Source organism: Staphylococcus sp. EZ-P03 (genome assembly GCF_003344575.1).
GTDB lineage: Bacteria > Bacillota > Bacilli > Staphylococcales > Staphylococcaceae > Staphylococcus > Staphylococcus simulans_B.
The window spans coordinates 27,078-45,535 of sequence record NZ_QPMO01000004.1; the positions used below are offsets into that span (position 1 = coordinate 27,078).

The following is an 18,458-nucleotide window of genomic DNA, read 5'->3' on the forward strand; positions in this document are numbered from 1 at the left end:
TATCTATAGGATACGCATAATGTTTTGATATGATATATAGATGAATAAACAAAAGAGTATGCAAATTATTTAGCATGAATACACAACGTGTTTAAATCTGTTAAATATTGATTTGCATACTCTTTCTCTGTATAGGAGGAAATGATTTGAAAAAAATTATGACAATCTTCGGCACACGACCTGAAGCTATAAAAATGGCACCATTGGTCAATCAATTAAAAAAAGAAGAAGAGTTAGTGCCTATTGTTGTTGTCACAGCACAACATAGAGAAATGCTGGATTCTGTACTGGATACGTTTAACATTCAGCCTGATTATGATTTGAACATTATGAAGTCGGGTCAAACGCTGTCAGATATCACAACTAAAGTGCTGAAAGGGTTAGAAGCAGTCATTCAACAAGAGCAGCCGGATATGATTTTGGTACATGGCGACACGATGACAGCTTTTGCGAGCAGTTTAGCTGCATTTTACAATCAAGTTGCTATCGGTCATGTCGAAGCAGGGCTGAGAACTTGGAATAAGTATTCGCCTTATCCTGAAGAAATGAATCGCCAAATGATCAGCAAATTAGCTGATTTGCATTTTGCGCCGACAGCACAAGCTAAAATGAATTTGTTAAATGAAAATACCGATGCATCTAAAATTGCGGTGACAGGCAATACTGCGATTGATGCAATGGCGACGACAATTCAAGATAACTATCATTCAGAAGTCATGGAGAGACATAATGGAAAGCGTGTATTGCTGCTGACTGCACATCGCAGAGAGAATCTAGGCAAGCCCATGGAACATATCTTTTCTGCAGTACGCAAGCTGGTAGAGGCACATGAGGATGTTGTAGCAGTTTATCCCATGCACAAGAACCCTAAAGTCAGAGCAATTGCACAACGCTACTTGAGTCATCATGATCGTATTGAATTGATTGAACCATTAGATGTAGTAGATTTTCATAACTTCGCACATCAATCTTATTTGATATTGACGGATTCAGGCGGTATTCAAGAAGAAGCACCATCGTTAGGCAAGCCGGTGCTTGTTTTAAGAGACACAACAGAGCGTCCTGAAGGTGTCGCAGCAGGGACATTGAAGCTGGCAGGTACAAATGAAGCGGATGTGTATCGTGAAGCGGAACAATTGTTAACAGATCAAGCTATTTATAAGCAAATGAGTGAAACAGCCAACCCTTATGGTGATGGAAAAGCTTCTCAGCGTATTTGTGACAATATTAAGTATTATTTTAGTCTAACTAGTGAAAAACCGTTAGATTTTAATGAAAATAAAGATAATTATGAATAAATTGTTAAAAATGTGTCGGAAATGTGACAATTGTAGTTCATAAGAATTGCATATTTTGAATGTAATTGACACGTGTTCCGTTGCTATATTATGATTAAAACTGTATGGATGAAATGGTTTACAAATGATTCGTATCTCCATGTGAAATGAGGCACAATAAATGAAACAGTTCAACTTTATCTTTAAGAAATTTCTTCAATATTACATTTATTGGTTGTCAGCCTTGGTTATTATTGCATTTTTAATACCCAAGCCTTTCATTATTGGTCTTATCATTGGTTCATTTGGTTCCTTAATCAATACATACATCTTTGAATTATATTTATCTAAGGCGCAGAAAGAAGAAACGTCTCAGATATCAACAGGGGGCATATGGCGCTTTTTAGTCGCTTTAGCAGCTTGTTGCATCTGGCTTTTCTTTAAAAACCAAGTGAATATATTTGGTGTAATGATTGGTTTAATGATTTCATATTTTTTAATCATTTTCCGACCATTTCTTCACAAAATGTAATACAAATCAATGAGTGAAAGAGGTGAGTATTATATGCAACACGAAAGCCCAAAGTCTACTTTGGATTTGTTTGGCTTAGACCTCACATTTAACTGGGCAACTGTCTTAATGGTTATTATTACCGCAATCCTTGTCTTTGTCCTTGCTGTTTGGTGTACACGCAATTTGCAGAAACGTCCAACCGGCAAACAAAACTTCATTGAATGGGTTTTTGACTTTGTCAGAGGTATTATTGAAAGCAACCTCGCTTGGTCGAAGGGCGGACAGTTCCATTTCCTTGCTGTTACTTTGATATTGTTTATCTTTATCGGTAATATGCTAGGCCTTCCGTTTGCTATCGTGATAGACCATAAATTATGGTGGAAATCGCCGACAGCAGATGCGACCGTTACGTTGACATTATCTACTTTGATGATTCTGTTGACACATTATTACGGTGTTAAGATGCGTGGAGCAAAAGCATACTTTAAAGGTTATACAAAACCATTCTTGGCTTTGACACCTGTTAATGTATTTGAAGAATTCACTTCTACATTAACGCTCGGCTTGCGTCTTTATGGTAACATTTACGCAGGTGAAATCTTAATCGGCTTATTATCATCATTGATAGTAGGTAATTTAGCATGGGGTTGGATCATCGGTGTGCCAGGTTTGATTGCTTGGCAAGGTTTCTCAGTTTTCATCGGTACAATCCAAGCGTATATCTTTATCATGTTAACCATGGTATACATGTCCCACAAAGTTGCGGACGATCACTAGTATTTCTAAATTAAAATTTTATAAACACATTAGGAGGATTTTTTAATATGAATTTAATCGCAGCGGCAATCGCAATTGGTTTATCAGCACTTGGTGCAGGTATTGGTAACGGTCTTATTGTATCTAGAACAGTTGAAGGTGTAGCACGTCAACCAGAAGCACGCGGACAATTAATGTCAATCATGTTCATCGGTATCGGTTTAGTTGAGGCATTACCGATCCTTGGTCTTGTAATTTCATTCATCGTTTTATTCATGTAATAGAAACATTGAGGCAAGCGGCGAAGTCAGATTATCGACATTCGCCATTTCTTTCGTAATGAATTAACACTAAATGCCAATAGAGGACTTTGAATGAAAGGAGTGTCCAAGTACTGTGACTGCGACTACAAACACATTAGTTTTAGGTGCTGCAGGCGGCGGTGTTGAATGGGGTTCAGCATTAGTAACATTAATTACTTTCTTAATCCTTTTAGCATTGCTTAAAAAATTCGCGTGGGGTCCATTGAAAGCTGTAATGGATAAACGTGAACAAGATATCAACAAAGATATCGATGATGCAGAACAAGCTAAAATTAATGCTCAAAAACTAGAAGAACGAAATAGACAAACACTAAGAGAAACTCAAGATGAGGTTCAAAAAATCTTAGAAGAAGCAAAAGTTCAAGCACGCGATCAACATGAACAAATCATTCATGAAGCAAACGTTCGTGCTAACGGCATGATTGAAACTGCTCAAAGTGAAATCAACAGCCAAAAAGAACGTGCAATCTCTGAAATCAACGATGAAGTATCTAAGTTGTCAGTTCTGATTGCGTCTAAAATTTTACAAAAAGATATTTCAGAAAAAGATCAAAAAGACTTGATCGACAAGTACATTAAAGAGGTAGGGGATAAATAATGGCAAATGTTGCTAAAAAATATGCCCAAGCACTGTATGAAACGTCACTCGATAAAGATGTTTTAGATTTAATGTACGATGAATTTGCTGTTATTAATGAAGCAGTAATTCCTTATAAAGAGAAATTAAAATCTTTCGATGAAGATCCAAAGAATATTGCAAAGAATCGTAAAGACTTTGTCGATGCAACTTTCCAAGGTGTAAATGAATACTTGAAAAATGCTTTATATGTATTAGCTGAAAATCGCAACTTAGCGATTGTAGACGAAGTATTTGTTGAATTCCAAGGATTGTATAACAAACATTACAATCAAGATTTTGCAACTGTAGAATCTGTACATGAGCTTACTCAAGAAGAGCTTGATCAAGTAGGGGAGTCTTTAATTCAACGTACAGGTCTCAGCAAAGTCATTCTTACAAATGTGCTTAACCCATCATTAATCGGTGGAGTAAGAACTAAAGTAGGAACTAAAGTTTATGACGGCAGTATTCAAAATGATCTCGTTAACTTAGAAAGAAGATTTACTAGAACGAAATAATTAATTATAGAGGAGTGACATAGATGGCCATAAAAGCTGAAGAGATTAGTGCATTACTTCGCTCACAAATTGAAAATTATGAGTCAGAGATGTCTGTTACTGATGTTGGTACAGTAATTCAGATTGGTGACGGTATTGCATTAGTTCACGGATTAAACGACGTTATGGCTGGTGAGTTAGTAGAATTCCATAATGGTGTGCTTGGACTAGCTCAAAACCTAGAAGAATCAAACGTTGGTATCGTAATTTTAGGACCATACACTGACATTAAAGAGGGAGACGAAGTTAAACGTACAGGACGTATCATGGAAGTACCTGTAGGCGACGAATTAATCGGTCGTGTTGTTAACCCATTAGGTCAACCGTTAGATGGACAAGGTCCGATTGAAACATCTAAAACACGTCCAGTTGAACAAAAAGCAACGGGCGTTATGGCAAGACAATCAGTTGACGAACCATTACAAACTGGTATCAAAGCGATTGACGCATTAGTACCAATCGGTCGTGGTCAACGTGAGTTAATCATTGGTGACCGTCAAACTGGTAAAACTACAATTGCAATCGATACAATCTTGAACCAAAAAGATCAAGATATGATTTGTATCTATGTAGCAATTGGTCAAAAAGAATCAACAGTACGTGCAACTGTTGAGAAATTAAGACAGCACGGTGCGTTAGATTACACAATCATCGTAACTGCAGGTGCTGCTGACCCAGCTCCATTGTTATACATTGCGCCATATGCAGGTGTATCAATGGGTGAAGAATTCATGTTCAACGGCAAACAAGTTTTAATCGTATATGATGATTTAACTAAACAAGCAGCAGCTTACCGTGAACTTTCATTATTATTACGCAGACCGCCAGGTCGTGAAGCATACCCAGGTGACGTGTTCTATCTACATAGTAGATTATTAGAACGTGCTGCTAAATTGAATGATGAATTAGGCGGCGGTTCTATCACAGCATTGCCTATTATCGAAACACAAGCAGGGGACATTTCTGCTTATGTTCCAACAAACGTAATCTCAATCACTGACGGACAAATCTTCTTAGAATCAGACTTGTTCTTCTCAGGGGTACGTCCAGCGATCAACGCCGGATTCTCAGTATCTCGTGTAGGTGGTTCAGCACAAATCAAAGCAATGAAAAAAGTTGCAGGTACATTACGTTTAGACTTAGCTTCATACCGTGAATTAGAATCATTCGCGCAATTCGGTTCAGACTTAGACGAATTCACAGCGAGAAAATTAGAGCGTGGTAAACGTACAGTTGAAGTACTTAAACAAGGTCAAGGCGAACCATTGCCTGTAGAAAACGAAGTATTAATCATCTATGCATTAGTTAACGGTTTCTTAGATGATGTTCCTGTTCAAGACGTACAACGTTTCGAATCAGAAATTATCGGATGGACTAAAAACAATGCACCTGAATTATTAGATGAAATCAAAAATAAAGGTACTTTACCTGACAAAGAAAAAATGAACCAAGCAATTGAAAACTTCAAACGCAGTTTCAGTGTTTCTGAAGACTAAGATGAAGCGAAGTAATAATAAGGTGGTGAAATAATGGGATCTCTAAAGGACATTGATTCAAGAATCAAGTCGACGAAAAAGATGAATCAAATTACCAAAGCGATGAACATGGTTGCAAGTTCGAAGCTGAATAAAGCGCAACGTAATGCAAACGGGTTCAAACCTTATATGGACAAATTGCAAAATGCGATTACAGCAGTTGCAGGTCAAACGACTTCCAATCATCCGATGTTGAAGAAACGCCCAGTTAAGAAACGCGGCTACTTAGTGATTTCAAGTGACCGTGGTTTAGCAGGCGCGTACAATGCGAATATTTTGAGAAAAGTAGTTCAAGATATTCAAGAACGCGGTGAAGGGCCTGAAGACTATAAATTGATTGTCTTAGGTAAAGTAGGTATCGACTTCTTCAAGAACAGAAGTTATGATGTTGATTTTGCGTTGCCGGATGTACCGGATCAACCGTCATTCAAAGCAATTTCTTCTGTAACGAAAAAGGCCATTGATTTATACAGCGATGGCGATATTGATGAATTGAACATTTACTATAATAAATTCGTCAACGTTCTTGAAAACAAGCCAACTGCAAAAAGAGTATTACCATTAACTAAAGAAGATACAAGTTCAGGTCATGGACAAATGTCTTCATACGAATTCGAACCAGATAAAGAGTCAATTTTAAATATTATTTTGCCGCAATATGTAGAAAGCTTAATTTACGGCTCAATTCTAAATGCGAAAGCCAGCGAGCACGCATCTAGAATGACAGCAATGAAAAATGCTTCTGATAACGCGAGCGATCTTATTGATGACTTATCATTAGAATATAACCGAGCACGTCAAGCAGCAATCACACAACAAATTACTGAGATTGTCGGTGGCGCAACAGCTCTTGAATAGTATATTAAAGGAGGAAAATAGAATGGGTGTAGGCCGCGTAACACAAATCATGGGTCCAGTTATTGATGTAAGATTTAATCATGATGAACTGCCTAAGATTAATAACGCTTTAGTGCTAGATGTACCTAAAAAAGACGGCACGACTGAATCTCTTACATTAGAAGTAGCACTTGAATTAGGCGATGACGTAGTAAGAACAATCGCTATGGACTCTACAGACGGAATTAAACGTGGTGACGACGTTAAAGACACTGGCCGTCCAATCAGTGTCCCTGTCGGTGAAGATACATTAGGAAGAGTATTTAACGTTTTAGGTGACGCAATCGATAACGATGGTCCAATTCCTGAATCAGTTCCACGCGAACCGATTCATAGACAACCACCACCATTTGATGAATTATCAACTAAAGTAGAAATTCTTGAAACAGGTATTAAAGTAGTAGACTTATTAGCACCATATATCAAAGGTGGTAAAGTAGGTTTATTCGGTGGTGCCGGAGTTGGTAAAACAGTATTAATCCAAGAATTAATCAACAACATCGCTCAAGAACACGGCGGTATTTCAGTATTCGCAGGTGTTGGTGAACGTACACGTGAAGGTAACGACTTGTACTTTGAAATGAGCGACAGTGGTGTAATCAAGAGAACAGCAATGGTATTCGGACAAATGAACGAGCCGCCTGGTGCACGTATGCGTGTAGCATTATCAGGTTTAACAATGGCTGAATACTTCCGTGATGTTAAAGGACAAGACGTTCTTTTATTCATTGATAACATCTTCCGCTTTACACAAGCAGGTTCTGAGGTATCAGCATTGCTTGGCCGTATGCCGTCAGCCGTTGGTTACCAACCGACATTGGCAACAGAAATGGGTCAATTACAAGAACGTATCACATCTACATTGAAAGGTTCTATCACGTCAATCCAAGCAGTATTCGTACCTGCCGATGACTATACTGACCCAGCGCCAGCAACAGCATTCGCTCACTTAGACTCAACAACTAACTTAGAGCGTAAATTAACAGAAATGGGTATCTATCCAGCCGTGGATCCATTAGCATCTACTTCTCGTGCGCTTGAACCGACTATCGTTGGACAAGAACACTATGATGTTGCACGTCGCGTACAAGCAACATTACAAAAATACAGAGAATTACAAGATATCATCGCAATCCTAGGTATGGATGAATTATCTGATGAAGATAAGAACACAGTTGAACGCGCAAGACGTATTCAATTCTTCTTATCACAAAACTTCCACGTAGCTGAACAATTCACTGGTCAAAAAGGTTCTTATGTTCCAGTTAAACGTACTGTTGAAGACTTCAAAGATATTCTTGAAGGCAGATATGACCACATCCCTGAAGATGCATTCCGTTTAGTAGGAAGCATGGATGATGTATTAGAAAAAGCAAAAGACATGGGTGTTGAAGTTTAATATTAGGAGGTAAAGTTTAATGAACACAATGAACGTTAATATTGTTACTCCTAATGGTTCTGTTTATAACCAAGATAATGTTGAAATTGCTATTCTGCAGACAGTTGGAGGCGACATCGGTGTAATGTATGGACACATTCCGACTGTAACAGCTATCAAAACTGGTTATGTTAAGGTACATTATACAGATGGGATTGAATTCATTGCGGTCAGTGATGGTTTCGTTGAAATCAGACAAGAAAGCACATCAATAATTGTACAAACAGCAGAAAAAGCTGCGGATATTGATGTCAAACGTGCAAGATCGGCTAAAGAACGAGCAGAATCACATTTGAATAACAATGACGAAGATACTGACATTAACAGAGCAGAACGAGCTTTAGAGCGTGCGGAAAACCGCATTAAAGTTTCTGAAATGGAAGAATGACAACCATTTATCATAGGATATATCTCAAAACGAGATATATCCTATTTTTTAATGTTCAAAATTCGGGTAAACATATAAATGAACGACGTACCAAATTATTGAATATTTGATGTTGATTGTATGATTTTTAATAGATTTAATGTACAATATGAGACAGTAAACAATTGAGGAGACGACTAGACTAATGGAATATTTAGGACATTTTGCGATTGCGCATTTAATCATGCATGTGTTATGTATTTGTACAGCATATTGGGCATTGAATGCGATCAGGTTAGAGCAATTCTTTAAGAAGGGCTATCCTGTACAAGTTCAGGTACTGATGATATTTATCGCAATCTTAATCGGTACAGGAGTCAGTAATTTTATAATTGATTTACTGCAATTCTCAACACAAATCAAATATATTGGAAGCTAATCGTTTGAGTGTAATTCGAATGTTATTCCATATATAATAATAGAAGAGATAAGAACTAATTTGAATTGAAGATGTTTAGGAGTAAAAAGTGGAGGAGTAGTAATGAATAGAGATAGAATGATTATTAAAGGTGGCAACCGCCTTGTAGGTGAAGTACAAGTTGAAGGAGCTAAAAATGCGGTTCTGCCGATACTTACGGCATCACTCTTAGCTTCAAAAGGAACAAGCACATTACATAATGTTCCGGAGTTAAGCGATGTAGAAACAATTAATAATGTATTATCAACATTAAATGCAGAGATTGCTTACCATAAGGACAGCAACAGTGTCACAGTAGATGCGACAAAACAACTTAACTATGAAGCACCATATGAGTATGTAAGTAAAATGCGTGCCAGCATTTTAGTGATGGGGCCTTTATTGGCACGTCTTGGTCATGCAAAAGTTGCTTTGCCTGGCGGATGTTCCATCGGAAGCAGACCTATCGAGCAGCATATTAAAGGATTCGAAGCTTTAGGCGCAAAAATCCATTTAGAAAACGGATTTGTATTTGCGGAAACTTCAAATGGCTTAACAGGTGCAGATATTCATTTAGATTTCCCAAGTGTCGGCGCAACTCAAAACATTATCATGGCTGCTTCATTGGCAAAAGGCAAGTCAGTAATTGAAAACGTAGCCCGCGAACCAGAAATTGTAGATTTAGCTAACTACATTAATGAAATGGGCGGCAATGTTACAGGTGCAGGCACAGACACAATTACAATCCATGGTGTAGAAGCTTTGCATGGTGTTGAACATTCTATCATTCCTGACCGTATTGAAGCTGGTACGTTATTAGTAGCAGGCGCAATCACAAGAGGGGATGTCCTTGTTAAAGGTGCGATCAGAGAGCACATGACAAGTTTATTATATAAATTAGAAGAAATGGGCGTTCATTTAGAGTATCACGAAAATGCCATTCGTGTTACAGCTGAAGGCGAATTGAAACCGGTAGATGTTAAAACATTACCGCACCCAGGCTTCCCGACAGATATGCAGTCGCAAATCATGGCATTGCTTCTTACTGCAGAAGGCCATAAAGTGATTACTGAAACAGTCTTTGAAAACCGCTTTATGCACGTAGCAGAATTCAAACGTATGAATGCACAAATTACAGTAGAAGGCCGCAATGCTAAAATTACAGGCAAAAGCCATTTACAAGGCGCACAAGTAAAAGCAACAGATTTACGTGCTGGCGCAGCATTAATTTTAGCCGGACTTGTGGCAGAAGGTACTACTGAAGTTTCAGAATTAAAACACTTAGATAGAGGCTACGTTAATTTTAACGGCAAACTTAAAGCATTAGGTGCTGATATCGAACGTGTAAGCAAATAATTAAGCAAGGGGAAGAATGATGATAAAGCAATGGAGCAGTAAATTGATGCGTTTGCCTATGGGATATCATATTTTGATTGTGCTCATACTGTTAGTATGTATGTTCATCATCGGCATGTGTATCGGTTTTCTGCTCAATCATCAAAACCCGCTTAAATTATTCGATTACCAAACCTGGTATCATTTCAAGCAAATTTTTGGAGGTTAACATAATGGAAACAATTTTTGACTATAATCAAATCAAGGAAATCATCCCGCATCGCCAACCTTTTTTATTAATCGATAAAGTGGTGGAATATGAAGAAGGACAGCGTTGTGTAGCTATCAAACAAGTTTCTGGGAACGAACCATTCTTCCAAGGCCACTTCCCTGAATATGCGGTAATGCCAGGTGTGTTGATTACTGAAGCATTAGCACAAACAGGTGCAGTTGCCATCTTGAACAGCGAACAAAACAAAGGCAAAATTGCTTTATTCGCAGGTATTGATAAATGCCGCTTTAAAAAGCAAGTTGTGCCGGGTGATACATTGCAGCTTGAAGTTGAAATTACAAAAATGCGCGGACCTATCGGTAAAGGTACGGCAAAAGCTACAGTAGATGGTCAATTAGCATGCAGTTGTGAATTGACTTTCGCAATTCAAGACGTATAAAAATCAAAATAAACGCTCCCTTTATTACAGACCTTTCAGTGTTTGTAGTAAAGAGAGCGTTTTTAGTTTTGAATCACTTTATCTTTTTTCATCTTTTAGACGCGGCTTAGATTGCATCATTCGATTGAAGGTAGTTTTCAGTTCTTCTCCTGAAAATCCCTCGTCGACAAGTTGTGCTAATAAGTTTTCAGCATAGACTTGTCTTAATGTATAGACGTGGCAATCAAAAATTATAGACATACGTTCATTATCATATAATGATATGTTTTTGATAGTCGCATCAAATAATGCCGGATCATTCGATGGACGTGTAATAACTACACGGATATCTAATAATGTTTCATCATCCATATATTCTTTCATAATGTCATAATGATTGCTGGAGATTACAATTTCCAACAACCAGCCAGTGCCGCTTTGTTCTTTATTGATTATAACGCCATCATATAATTCATATTCTATTACGCCACCATTTTCAGTGACAATTTGGAATCTGACTGCTTTAAATGTTTTCAATTGAAGTCACTCCAATCTTTTTAAAATTCTGCGAATTCGTTTATTCTTCCTCTAGTATAGCGTAAATTGTGAAAATATTTGAGAGATACCTTAAAAAATGAGTATAAACAGTATATATTTTTTCATTATTTTCGTTTTGACGGTAAGCACGAATCTGAATAAGATATTAACAAGGAGGTGAACAAATGATCAATAAGATAGTAATTGTAGGAAGATTAACCAAGCAGCCTCAGATTATCGCAAAGGAGGAATCAGACATTGTATACTTCACCGTTGCTACTGAAAGAAATTATAACTATCAAGGTAAAAATCAACAATCTGTAGACTACATTAATTGTAAAGCATTTGGCAAAACTGCCCGAAATATTGCCAGCTATACAACTAAAGGTACGCTTGTAGGAATTACCGGCTACATGCATTCCTACAAATATGAGAAAGACCAGCAAACGCATTTCGGTATGGAGCTGGTTGTGGAAACAATCAAATTTATCTCAACGCCGAATGATGCCGCTAATCATTCAATCATGGAAGAGAATGAAGCAAGCCCGTGCTTTAATTCAATCCATGCTTAAATGAACAGCCATTCTTATTAAATCCAAAAAGTTAACTGCCAAATTCCCTAATCTTAAATTGCAACAAAATTTTTAGCATGATATTGTCAAATCATATCCTGTTCAAACTATCATGCTGTCCTCTCATTAAAAACATTCATTATGATGTTAGAACTATCCTTCTTTCTATTATAGGAAGTTTCCTATAACTCATCCCAAAACTCTATTTATATAAATTCTATTAAGTCCAACAGCATAGCTTTGCATAAAAGATGCTTGGATTTGCTCCACTTCAAATTTTGTACTTTCAACTTAATCCATATCAACTCTTTAAAATTAATACTCACTTTTGCCCTGTATAATTTACTTTATGCAGGGTTCTTTTACATAAATCAAGGTATTATCTTAAAATAAGCATCAAAACCCAGTATATTTTACGTTATATTTATGTCATATAAGAGTAATATAGGTGTTCAATTGTCTGAAAGATTACATGTATATTACATAGTAAATTGATGAAAAACGAAAGAGAATGCGATATGACAGGTCTTTTGAGAGATAATAAGGTATCTAACTAATTCATTTCAATGTAATTTACACGTAAAAATAAGCCTGTTTTTTTTATTTGTCTGTAACCTACACCCTGATTTCAGATGTTATAGTTGTAATTGCAAATTGATGATATTAATCACACGAAAAAACACTTACCTTATAGGAGGATTTTTAGAAATGAAAAAATTATTAGTAGCTTCATCAGCAACAGCAGCATTATTCGCAGTAGGAGTAGGAGCAAACGCTCACGCATCTGAACAAGGAAATGCAGATCAAGCACAATTAGCAGAAACAGCTTTAAACAATCCTGAACAATTAAATGAAAGCCCTGTACAAGAAGGCGCTTATAATATTAGCTTTGAATATAACGGTTTAGACTTCAACTTCAACTCAGACGGTACTTACTGGACTTGGAGTTACGGTCAAGCAGGCGGTAACGCACCAGCAGCTCAAACTACAACTCAAGCAGCTCCAGCAGCACAAGAAGCTCCTGCAGCTGAACAAGCAGCACCACAAGCTCAAACAGCAACTCAACAAGCACCAGCTCAACAAGCTGCTCCACAACAACAAGCACCAGCACAACAAGCAGCACCTCAACAACAAGCAAGCTCTGGTTCATCTGTTGGTTTAAATGATCACTTACGTGCAATTGCACAACGTGAATCAGGTGGCGACATCCACGCTATCAACCCTTCATCAGGTGCAGCAGGTAAATTCCAATTCTTACAATCAACTTGGGATTCAGTAGCACCAGCTGAATGGGTAGGTAAATCACCAGCATCAGCTCCAGAATCAGTACAAGATGCAGCAGCTGTTAAATTATATGACGGCGGCGCAGGTGCATCTCACTGGGTTACTGCATAATTCAAACGAATTAACAATAATAATATAGAACGATAAATCAAGGCAGGTTATCTCCGATAGGCGAGGTAATCTGCCTTTTTGTAATATAGATGTAATATATGAAACAAAATATATATATGGTTGTAACCCACCTGAATTGAAAGAATGCTAGTATAAAGATAAGAAATTAATCTTATTAAACAAACACCTTATGGGAGGACATATATTACATGAAGAAATTACTAGTAGCATCAACAGCGGTGACAGCTGCTGCAGCAGTATTAGCAACAGGATTCCAAGCAAATGACGTACAAGCAAAATCATCTACACCGGCTGAACATGCGAAAAAAGTAAAAGAAGCAGAAAAGTTTTTAAATGAAAAAGGTGAATACATTGTAGTTAAAGGTGACACTTTAAATAAAATCGCTAAAAAATTCGATGTTGAAGTTAAAGACTTAAAAAAATGGAACAAGAAAAAATCTGATCTTATCTTAGTTGACGAAAGCTTAAAAGTTAAAGAACCTAAGAAAACAGCTACAACTCAAACAGCTGTTCAATCTGAAGGCAACTACAACTATAATACACAAACAGTATCATATAATAATTACACTGAAGCGCAATCTAATAATGCGCCTGAACAATCATACAATGCACCGCAACAATCTTATAGTGCACCTCAAGTTTCTTACAGCCAACCAACATACCATGGCGGCGGTTCTGTTAGATTAGCAAACGGTAACACTGCGGGTGCTCAAGGTTCTTACGCAGCAAGCCAAATGGCAGCACGTACTGGCGTATCAGCATCAGTTTGGGAACAAATCATTGCACGTGAGTCAAATGGTCAAGTCAATGCATACAACCCATCAGGTGCTTCAGGTTTATTCCAAACAATGCCAGGTTGGGGTTCAACTTCAAGTGTTGACGATCAAATCAACTCAGCAGTCAGAGCATACAATGCACAAGGTTTAGGTGCTTGGGGCTTCTAATACTTCAATCACAATATTGAATTAATTTCATAGAATATATAAAGCCGGGACAATCGTCTCGGCTTTTTTCATCAATCATAAATATTGCAACGATGGAGCTGCTTTGATATGTTTAGTTTGTAAAGACAAATTTAATAAAACTGCTGGGGGCGCCGCAAAGGCTGAGATAGTAATACTAGACCCTTAAAACCTGATTTGGTTAATACCAACGTAGGAAAGTAGTAGCCATATAAAAGAACACTATAATTCTAAAAGTATGAACTGCTTTTCTGTCTCAGGAAAGCAGTTTTTTTATGGAGGAATTAAAAGTGACATTTGCTGAAACATTAGAAAGAAATGCACAACCCATTATTGATGAAATTTATCACGATGGTTTCATTCAAGATTTATTGAAAGCACAAATAGATAAAGAAGCAATCAGACAATATCTAAGAGCAGATGCATCTTATTTAAGAGAGTTTGCTAATATCTATGCATTATTAATTCCAAAAATGCCTGATTTAGAAAATGTGCGCTTCTTAGTTGATCAAATTCAATTTATTGTCAATGGTGAAGTGGAAGCACATGAGTTTATGGCAGAGTATGTCGGCGAGCCATACAACGAAATCGTTCAAGAGAAGGTTTGGCCGCCAAGCGGAGACCACTATATTAAACATATGTATTACAACGTTTATGCACATGAAAATGCGGCATATGCGATTGCGGCGATGGCACCTTGTCCTTATGTCTACGCAGAAGTTGCCAAACGTGCAATGCAAGATGCTTCGCTGAACAAAGATTCTATCTTAGCAAAATGGTTTGAATTTTATCAAACTGAGATGGATCCGTTAATCGATGTTTTGAATCAACTGATGAATACATTGACACAAAACATGACAGAGCACGAAAAACAAGAAGTCAGAGATAACTATCTTCAAAGTACGGTCCATGAACGCAACTTCTTTAACATGGCCTATACAAGCGAAAAATGGGAATTTGGAGGAACAAGAGTATGAATAAACCGAAAATAGCATTAACAATTGCTGGTACAGATCCGACAGGCGGCGCAGGTGTCATGGCAGACTTGAAATCATTTCATGCATGCGGCGTATATGGAATGGCAGCTATTACAAGTATCGTGGCACAAAATACTAAAGGTGTTCAGCATATTCATAACCTAGACATTACTTGGCTTAAAGAACAACTCGACAGTGTCTTTGATGATGAGCTGCCGCAAGCGATTAAAACAGGGATGATTGCGACTAAAGAAATGATGGAATTAATCCGCAGCTTTTTAGAGCAGCATCCTGACATTCCGTATGTCATTGATCCAGTAATGCTGGCAAAAAGCGGAGATGCTTTAATGGATGATCAAGGCAAACATGCACTGCAAAGTATTTTATTGCCGCTGGCAGATGTTGCGACACCGAACTTGCCTGAAGCAGAAGAAATTGTCGGCTTCAAACTAGATAGTGAAGATGCAATTAAAAAAGCCGGAAAAGTCTTTATTGAAGATATCGGATGCAAAGGTGTTGTGATTAAAGGCGGACATATTGAAAATGATGCAATCGCAAAAGATTATCTATTCACTAAAGAAGGATTAGAGGTCTTTGAAAGTGAACGTTATGATACGAAGCATACACATGGTACAGGCTGCACATTCTCTGCAGTTATCGCAGCAGAATTAGCAAAAGGCAAATCTATTTACGATGCTGTGAAAAAAGCCAAAGACTTTATTGCTTTAAGTATTAAATATACACCTGAAATCGGCCAAGGCAGAGGACCTGTGAACCATTTTGCTTATATGAAGAAAGTAGGTTTAGATGATGAGTAACGTTTTAGATAGAATCAGATCAGAACATCCATTAGTGATTTGTTTTACGAATGATGTTGTTAAGAACTTTACCGCAAATGGTCTGCTAAGCTTAGGAGCGAGTCCTGCTATGAGTGAAGCGCCGCAAGAAGCGAAAGATTTTTATCCGCATGCAGGTGCGGTATTGATTAATATTGGAACGCTGACAAAAGATACAGAACATGCCATGTTAGCAGTAGGCAAAATTGCGAATGAAACAAACACACCTTTAGTCTTTGATCCAGTCGCAGTCGGGGCATCACAATACAGAAAAAATTTCTGCAAATATTTCTTGAAAAAGATTCGCCCTACAGTCATTAAAGGCAATGCTTCAGAAATTTTAACTTTAATTGATGATACGACTACAATGAAAGGGACTGACAGTGATGAAAGTTTAGATGTAGTCAGCATTGCTGAGAAAGCACATGAACAGTACCAAACAGCGATTGTATTAACAGGCGAAACAGATGTTATTGCACATAACAACAAAGTAATAAAACTCAATAACGGTTCACGCTTTTTAACACAAATTACGGGTGCAGGCTGCTTGTTAGGTGCTGTGGTAGGCGCATTCTTATTCAGAAATGAAAATCCTGACATTGATGATTTGGCAGAAGCGGTTTCTGTTTATAATGTTGCGGCAGAACGTGCAGAACAATTGAGCGAAACGAAAGGGCCAGGTACTTTCTTAGTTCAATTTATTGATGCGTTGTATCGTATTGATCATGATGCTGTGGTTCAAAACAGCAAAGTACAAGAGGTGCAATAAGATGTTTCAACCTGAAGATTTAAAAGTTTACTTTATTTGCGGGACACAAGATGTGCCTGAAGGCAAAACGATTGAAGAAGTACTTAAAGCAGCTTTAGAAGGCGGTATTACTTTATTCCAATTCAGAGAAAAAGGACCGAATGCGAAAACAGGAGAAGAAAAAACAGCGTTGGCACACAAGCTTCAAGCGTTATGCCATGACTATAATGTGCCGTTTATTGTCAATGATGATGTAGCATTAGCTGAAGCTATTGATGCAGATGGTATTCACGTTGGGCAAGATGATGCTTCTGTTGCTTCGTTTAAAAATCAATTCAATGGTAAAATTATCGGTTTAAGTGTAGGGAACGAAGCAGAATTGGCACAATCTGATTTGACAGATATTGATTATATCGGCGTTGGACCTATCTTTAAAACAGGTTCAAAAGCAGATGCCAGCGACCCTGTCGGTACAGAAATGATTGAAATTCTGCATAAGGCTACAAAAGGTGTGCCGATTGTTGCGATAGGCGGGATTTCGATGGAAAATGCTGCTCAAGTTGCCAAAACACATGCACAAGGTGTTTCTGTGATTTCTGCCATTGCACAAAGTTCAGATATTGAAGCAACCGTCCAAAATTTCTTACAATATTTTAAATAATGCTGTTAATTTTATGTTTTTGTTTTCTACACCTCATAGAATGTGATAAAATTATTTTTATGTGAATAATACCAATAGAGGTGGAAAAATGAATAAAAAAGCATTATTGCCTTTGCTACTTGGGGTTATGGTGTTTCTTGCAGGGTGTGATTATTCTAAACCTGAGAACAGAACAGGTTTCTTCTATAATACATTTGTAAAAAACATGGATAACGTTATCCACTGGCTAGGCTCTAGTTTCAATAACGATTATGGATTAGCGATTATCGTCTTAGTTTTAGCAATCCGTATTATCGTTCTGCCATTCATGCTTTCTAACTATAAGAATAGTCATTTAATGCGTGAAAAAATGATTATCGCAAAACCAGATATGGATGCAGTAAAAGAAAAAGTTAAACGTGCACGTACACAAGAAGATAAAATGGCTGCTAACCAAGAAATGATGGAAGTTTATAAAAAATACGATATGAATCCAATGCAAAGTATGCTTGGATGTTTACCGATGCTGATCCAAATGCCGGTCATCATGGGATTATTCTTCGTATTGAAATATCCTTCACCGGGCGGAATTACAGAACATCCGGATTTCTTATGGTTCAACTTAGCTAAACCAGATATTTGGATTACAATTATTGCCGGTGTGCTTTATTTCTTACAAGCTTATGTTTCAACATTCAGTATGCCGCCTGAACAAAAACAAATGAGTTACATGATGATGATTATTTCACCGATTATGATCGTTTGGGTTTCATTAAGTTCAGCTTCGGCATTAGGTTTATACTGGTCAGTCAGTGCCGCATTCTTGATTGTTCAAACATATGTCGCAAATGCGTACTATTCTAAGAAAGCAAAAGAAGAAGTTGCACCTATGATCAGAGCGTATGAAGAGAAATACGGCAAAGATGGAAAAGGCAAAAACAAAGGCGCACAAGTAATAGGCAAGAAAAACAAAAAGAAAAAATAATATGAATTGAGAAAATCAGTTGCGATTCGCAGCTGATTTTTTCTTTAAGATAACACAATT

23 protein-coding genes and 1 riboswitch are annotated in these 18,458 nt (G+C 37.4%); of the genes, 22 read left to right on the forward strand and 1 reads right to left on the reverse strand.

Annotated features, from left to right (window positions below; all coding sequences use genetic code 11):
- Window positions 1-146: 146 nt before the first annotated feature.
- The 14 genes from wecB to fabZ all read left to right on the forward strand — a co-directional run bounded on the left by wecB (window position 147) and on the right by fabZ (window position 10,746).
- Complete coding sequence (gene wecB, locus DVJ99_RS01980) at window positions 147-1,298, forward strand: non-hydrolyzing UDP-N-acetylglucosamine 2-epimerase (RefSeq protein ID WP_114602943.1); 1,152 nt, start codon at window positions 147-149, stop codon at window positions 1,296-1,298.
- A 160-nt stretch (window positions 1,299-1,458) separates the two neighbouring features.
- Complete coding sequence (locus tag DVJ99_RS01985) at window positions 1,459-1,809, forward strand: ATP synthase subunit I (protein WP_105994332.1); 351 nt, start codon at window positions 1,459-1,461, stop codon at window positions 1,807-1,809.
- Window positions 1,810-1,842: 33 nt separating this feature from the next.
- Entirely contained in the window at window positions 1,843-2,568 is a 726-nt protein-coding gene (gene atpB, locus DVJ99_RS01990) for a F0F1 ATP synthase subunit A (RefSeq protein ID WP_105994331.1), read from the forward strand.
- A gap of 47 nt (window positions 2,569-2,615) precedes the next feature.
- A complete protein-coding gene (atpE, locus tag DVJ99_RS01995) occupies window positions 2,616-2,828 on the forward strand; it encodes a F0F1 ATP synthase subunit C (protein ID WP_105994330.1) in 213 nt (70 codons plus the stop codon).
- 115 nt (window positions 2,829-2,943) lie between these two features.
- Window positions 2,944-3,468, forward strand: coding sequence for a F0F1 ATP synthase subunit B (locus DVJ99_RS02000; protein ID WP_105994329.1), 525 nt, complete (start codon window positions 2,944-2,946; stop codon window positions 3,466-3,468).
- Complete coding sequence (locus DVJ99_RS02005; protein ID WP_114602944.1) at window positions 3,468-4,007, forward strand: F0F1 ATP synthase subunit delta; 540 nt, start codon at window positions 3,468-3,470, stop codon at window positions 4,005-4,007. Before DVJ99_RS02000 ends, DVJ99_RS02005 begins: the two co-directional genes overlap by 1 nt.
- Before the next feature lie 23 nt (window positions 4,008-4,030).
- Complete coding sequence (gene atpA / locus DVJ99_RS02010; RefSeq protein WP_105994327.1) at window positions 4,031-5,542, forward strand: F0F1 ATP synthase subunit alpha; 1,512 nt, start codon at window positions 4,031-4,033, stop codon at window positions 5,540-5,542.
- Window positions 5,543-5,575: 33 nt separating this feature from the next.
- Window positions 5,576-6,439, forward strand: coding sequence for an ATP synthase F1 subunit gamma (atpG, locus tag DVJ99_RS02015; RefSeq protein WP_105994326.1), 864 nt, complete (start codon window positions 5,576-5,578; stop codon window positions 6,437-6,439).
- 22 nt (window positions 6,440-6,461) lie between these two features.
- Window positions 6,462-7,877 carry a F0F1 ATP synthase subunit beta gene (gene atpD / locus DVJ99_RS02020; RefSeq protein WP_114602945.1) on the forward strand — a complete coding sequence of 472 codons (1,416 nt, stop codon included), beginning with the start codon at window positions 6,462-6,464 and terminating at the stop codon, window positions 7,875-7,877.
- Window positions 7,878-7,896: 19 nt separating this feature from the next.
- Window positions 7,897-8,304, forward strand: coding sequence for a F0F1 ATP synthase subunit epsilon (locus DVJ99_RS02025; protein WP_105994324.1), 408 nt, complete (start codon window positions 7,897-7,899; stop codon window positions 8,302-8,304).
- A 184-nt stretch (window positions 8,305-8,488) separates the two neighbouring features.
- Window positions 8,489-8,722 (forward strand): DUF1146 family protein, encoded by a 234-nt coding sequence (locus DVJ99_RS02030; RefSeq protein ID WP_114602946.1) that lies wholly within the window; start codon window positions 8,489-8,491, stop codon window positions 8,720-8,722.
- 102 nt (window positions 8,723-8,824) lie between these two features.
- On the forward strand, window positions 8,825-10,096 hold the full coding sequence (gene murA / locus DVJ99_RS02035; RefSeq protein ID WP_114602947.1) for a UDP-N-acetylglucosamine 1-carboxyvinyltransferase: 1,272 nt from the start codon (window positions 8,825-8,827) through the stop codon (window positions 10,094-10,096).
- A 19-nt stretch (window positions 10,097-10,115) separates the two neighbouring features.
- A complete protein-coding gene (locus DVJ99_RS02040) occupies window positions 10,116-10,304 on the forward strand; it encodes a DNA-directed RNA polymerase subunit beta (protein ID WP_162912125.1) in 189 nt (62 codons plus the stop codon).
- 4 nt (window positions 10,305-10,308) lie between these two features.
- Window positions 10,309-10,746 (forward strand): 3-hydroxyacyl-ACP dehydratase FabZ, encoded by a 438-nt coding sequence (fabZ, locus tag DVJ99_RS02045; RefSeq protein WP_105994320.1) that lies wholly within the window; start codon window positions 10,309-10,311, stop codon window positions 10,744-10,746.
- Window positions 10,747-10,824: 78 nt separating this feature from the next.
- Here the strand turns inward: fabZ and DVJ99_RS02050 are convergent, their stop codons facing one another.
- A complete protein-coding gene (locus tag DVJ99_RS02050; RefSeq protein WP_105994319.1) occupies window positions 10,825-11,262 on the reverse strand; it encodes a YwpF family protein in 438 nt (145 codons plus the stop codon).
- 185 nt (window positions 11,263-11,447) lie between these two features.
- On the opposite strand from DVJ99_RS02050, the gene DVJ99_RS02055 reads away from it, so the two are divergent.
- The 8 genes from DVJ99_RS02055 (at window position 11,448) to yidC (ending at window position 18,398) form a co-directional block, all read left to right on the forward strand.
- The gene (locus DVJ99_RS02055; protein ID WP_114602949.1) at window positions 11,448-11,834 is read left to right on the forward strand and encodes a single-stranded DNA-binding protein; all 387 of its coding nucleotides are present in this window, start codon (window positions 11,448-11,450) and stop codon (window positions 11,832-11,834) included.
- 708 nt (window positions 11,835-12,542) lie between these two features.
- Window positions 12,543-13,229 (forward strand): transglycosylase family protein, encoded by a 687-nt coding sequence (locus tag DVJ99_RS02060; RefSeq protein WP_105994317.1) that lies wholly within the window; start codon window positions 12,543-12,545, stop codon window positions 13,227-13,229.
- A 209-nt stretch (window positions 13,230-13,438) separates the two neighbouring features.
- Window positions 13,439-14,194: a LysM peptidoglycan-binding domain-containing protein gene (locus DVJ99_RS13415; protein ID WP_114602950.1), complete on the forward strand. Its 756-nt coding sequence runs from the start codon at window positions 13,439-13,441 to the stop codon at window positions 14,192-14,194.
- A gap of 135 nt (window positions 14,195-14,329) precedes the next feature.
- A riboswitch (TPP riboswitch) is annotated at window positions 14,330-14,428 on the forward strand.
- Window positions 14,429-14,502: 74 nt separating this feature from the next.
- A complete protein-coding gene (tenA, locus tag DVJ99_RS02070) occupies window positions 14,503-15,189 on the forward strand; it encodes a thiaminase II (RefSeq protein ID WP_114602951.1) in 687 nt (228 codons plus the stop codon).
- Window positions 15,186-16,007: a bifunctional hydroxymethylpyrimidine kinase/phosphomethylpyrimidine kinase gene (thiD, locus tag DVJ99_RS02075; protein WP_114602952.1), complete on the forward strand. Its 822-nt coding sequence runs from the start codon at window positions 15,186-15,188 to the stop codon at window positions 16,005-16,007. The genes tenA and thiD overlap by 4 nt, the downstream gene beginning before the upstream one ends.
- On the forward strand, window positions 16,000-16,794 hold the full coding sequence (gene thiM, locus DVJ99_RS02080) for a hydroxyethylthiazole kinase (RefSeq protein ID WP_114602953.1): 795 nt from the start codon (window positions 16,000-16,002) through the stop codon (window positions 16,792-16,794). Before thiD ends, thiM begins: the two co-directional genes overlap by 8 nt.
- A 1-nt stretch (window position 16,795) precedes the next feature.
- Window positions 16,796-17,434 carry a thiamine phosphate synthase gene (gene thiE / locus DVJ99_RS02085; protein WP_114602954.1) on the forward strand — a complete coding sequence of 213 codons (639 nt, stop codon included), beginning with the start codon at window positions 16,796-16,798 and terminating at the stop codon, window positions 17,432-17,434.
- 88 nt (window positions 17,435-17,522) lie between these two features.
- Window positions 17,523-18,398 carry a membrane protein insertase YidC gene (gene yidC / locus DVJ99_RS02090; RefSeq protein ID WP_105994311.1) on the forward strand — a complete coding sequence of 292 codons (876 nt, stop codon included), beginning with the start codon at window positions 17,523-17,525 and terminating at the stop codon, window positions 18,396-18,398.
- Window positions 18,399-18,458: the final 60 nt, after the last annotated feature.

Excerpts from the sequence above, each read along its gene's own strand:
- fabZ (WP_105994320.1), top strand. The coding sequence starts at position 10,309 with ATGGAAACAATTTTTGACTATAATCAAATCAAGGAAATCATCCCGCAT.
- yidC (WP_105994311.1), top strand. The coding sequence starts at position 17,523 with ATGAATAAAAAAGCATTATTGCCTTTGCTACTTGGGGTTATGGTGTTT.
- DVJ99_RS02005 (WP_114602944.1), top strand. The coding sequence starts at position 3,468 with ATGGCAAATGTTGCTAAAAAATATGCCCAAGCACTGTATGAAACGTCA.
- DVJ99_RS02055 (WP_114602949.1), top strand. The coding sequence starts at position 11,448 with ATGATCAATAAGATAGTAATTGTAGGAAGATTAACCAAGCAGCCTCAG.
- atpD (WP_114602945.1), top strand. The coding sequence starts at position 6,462 with ATGGGTGTAGGCCGCGTAACACAAATCATGGGTCCAGTTATTGATGTA.
- atpA (WP_105994327.1), top strand. The coding sequence starts at position 4,031 with ATGGCCATAAAAGCTGAAGAGATTAGTGCATTACTTCGCTCACAAATT.
- DVJ99_RS02040 (WP_162912125.1), top strand. The coding sequence starts at position 10,116 with ATGATAAAGCAATGGAGCAGTAAATTGATGCGTTTGCCTATGGGATAT.
- DVJ99_RS01985 (WP_105994332.1), top strand. The coding sequence starts at position 1,459 with ATGAAACAGTTCAACTTTATCTTTAAGAAATTTCTTCAATATTACATT.
- DVJ99_RS13415 (WP_114602950.1), top strand. The coding sequence starts at position 13,439 with ATGAAGAAATTACTAGTAGCATCAACAGCGGTGACAGCTGCTGCAGCA.
- atpE (WP_105994330.1), top strand. The coding sequence starts at position 2,616 with ATGAATTTAATCGCAGCGGCAATCGCAATTGGTTTATCAGCACTTGGT.
- DVJ99_RS02060 (WP_105994317.1), top strand. The coding sequence starts at position 12,543 with ATGAAAAAATTATTAGTAGCTTCATCAGCAACAGCAGCATTATTCGCA.
- atpB (WP_105994331.1), top strand. The coding sequence starts at position 1,843 with ATGCAACACGAAAGCCCAAAGTCTACTTTGGATTTGTTTGGCTTAGAC.
- thiM (WP_114602953.1), top strand. The coding sequence starts at position 16,000 with ATGAGTAACGTTTTAGATAGAATCAGATCAGAACATCCATTAGTGATT.
- atpG (WP_105994326.1), top strand. The coding sequence starts at position 5,576 with ATGGGATCTCTAAAGGACATTGATTCAAGAATCAAGTCGACGAAAAAG.
- DVJ99_RS02030 (WP_114602946.1), top strand. The coding sequence starts at position 8,489 with ATGGAATATTTAGGACATTTTGCGATTGCGCATTTAATCATGCATGTG.
- murA (WP_114602947.1), top strand. The coding sequence starts at position 8,825 with ATGAATAGAGATAGAATGATTATTAAAGGTGGCAACCGCCTTGTAGGT.
- thiE (WP_114602954.1), top strand. The coding sequence starts at position 16,796 with ATGTTTCAACCTGAAGATTTAAAAGTTTACTTTATTTGCGGGACACAA.
- thiD (WP_114602952.1), top strand. The coding sequence starts at position 15,186 with ATGAATAAACCGAAAATAGCATTAACAATTGCTGGTACAGATCCGACA.
- DVJ99_RS02025 (WP_105994324.1), top strand. The coding sequence starts at position 7,897 with ATGAACACAATGAACGTTAATATTGTTACTCCTAATGGTTCTGTTTAT.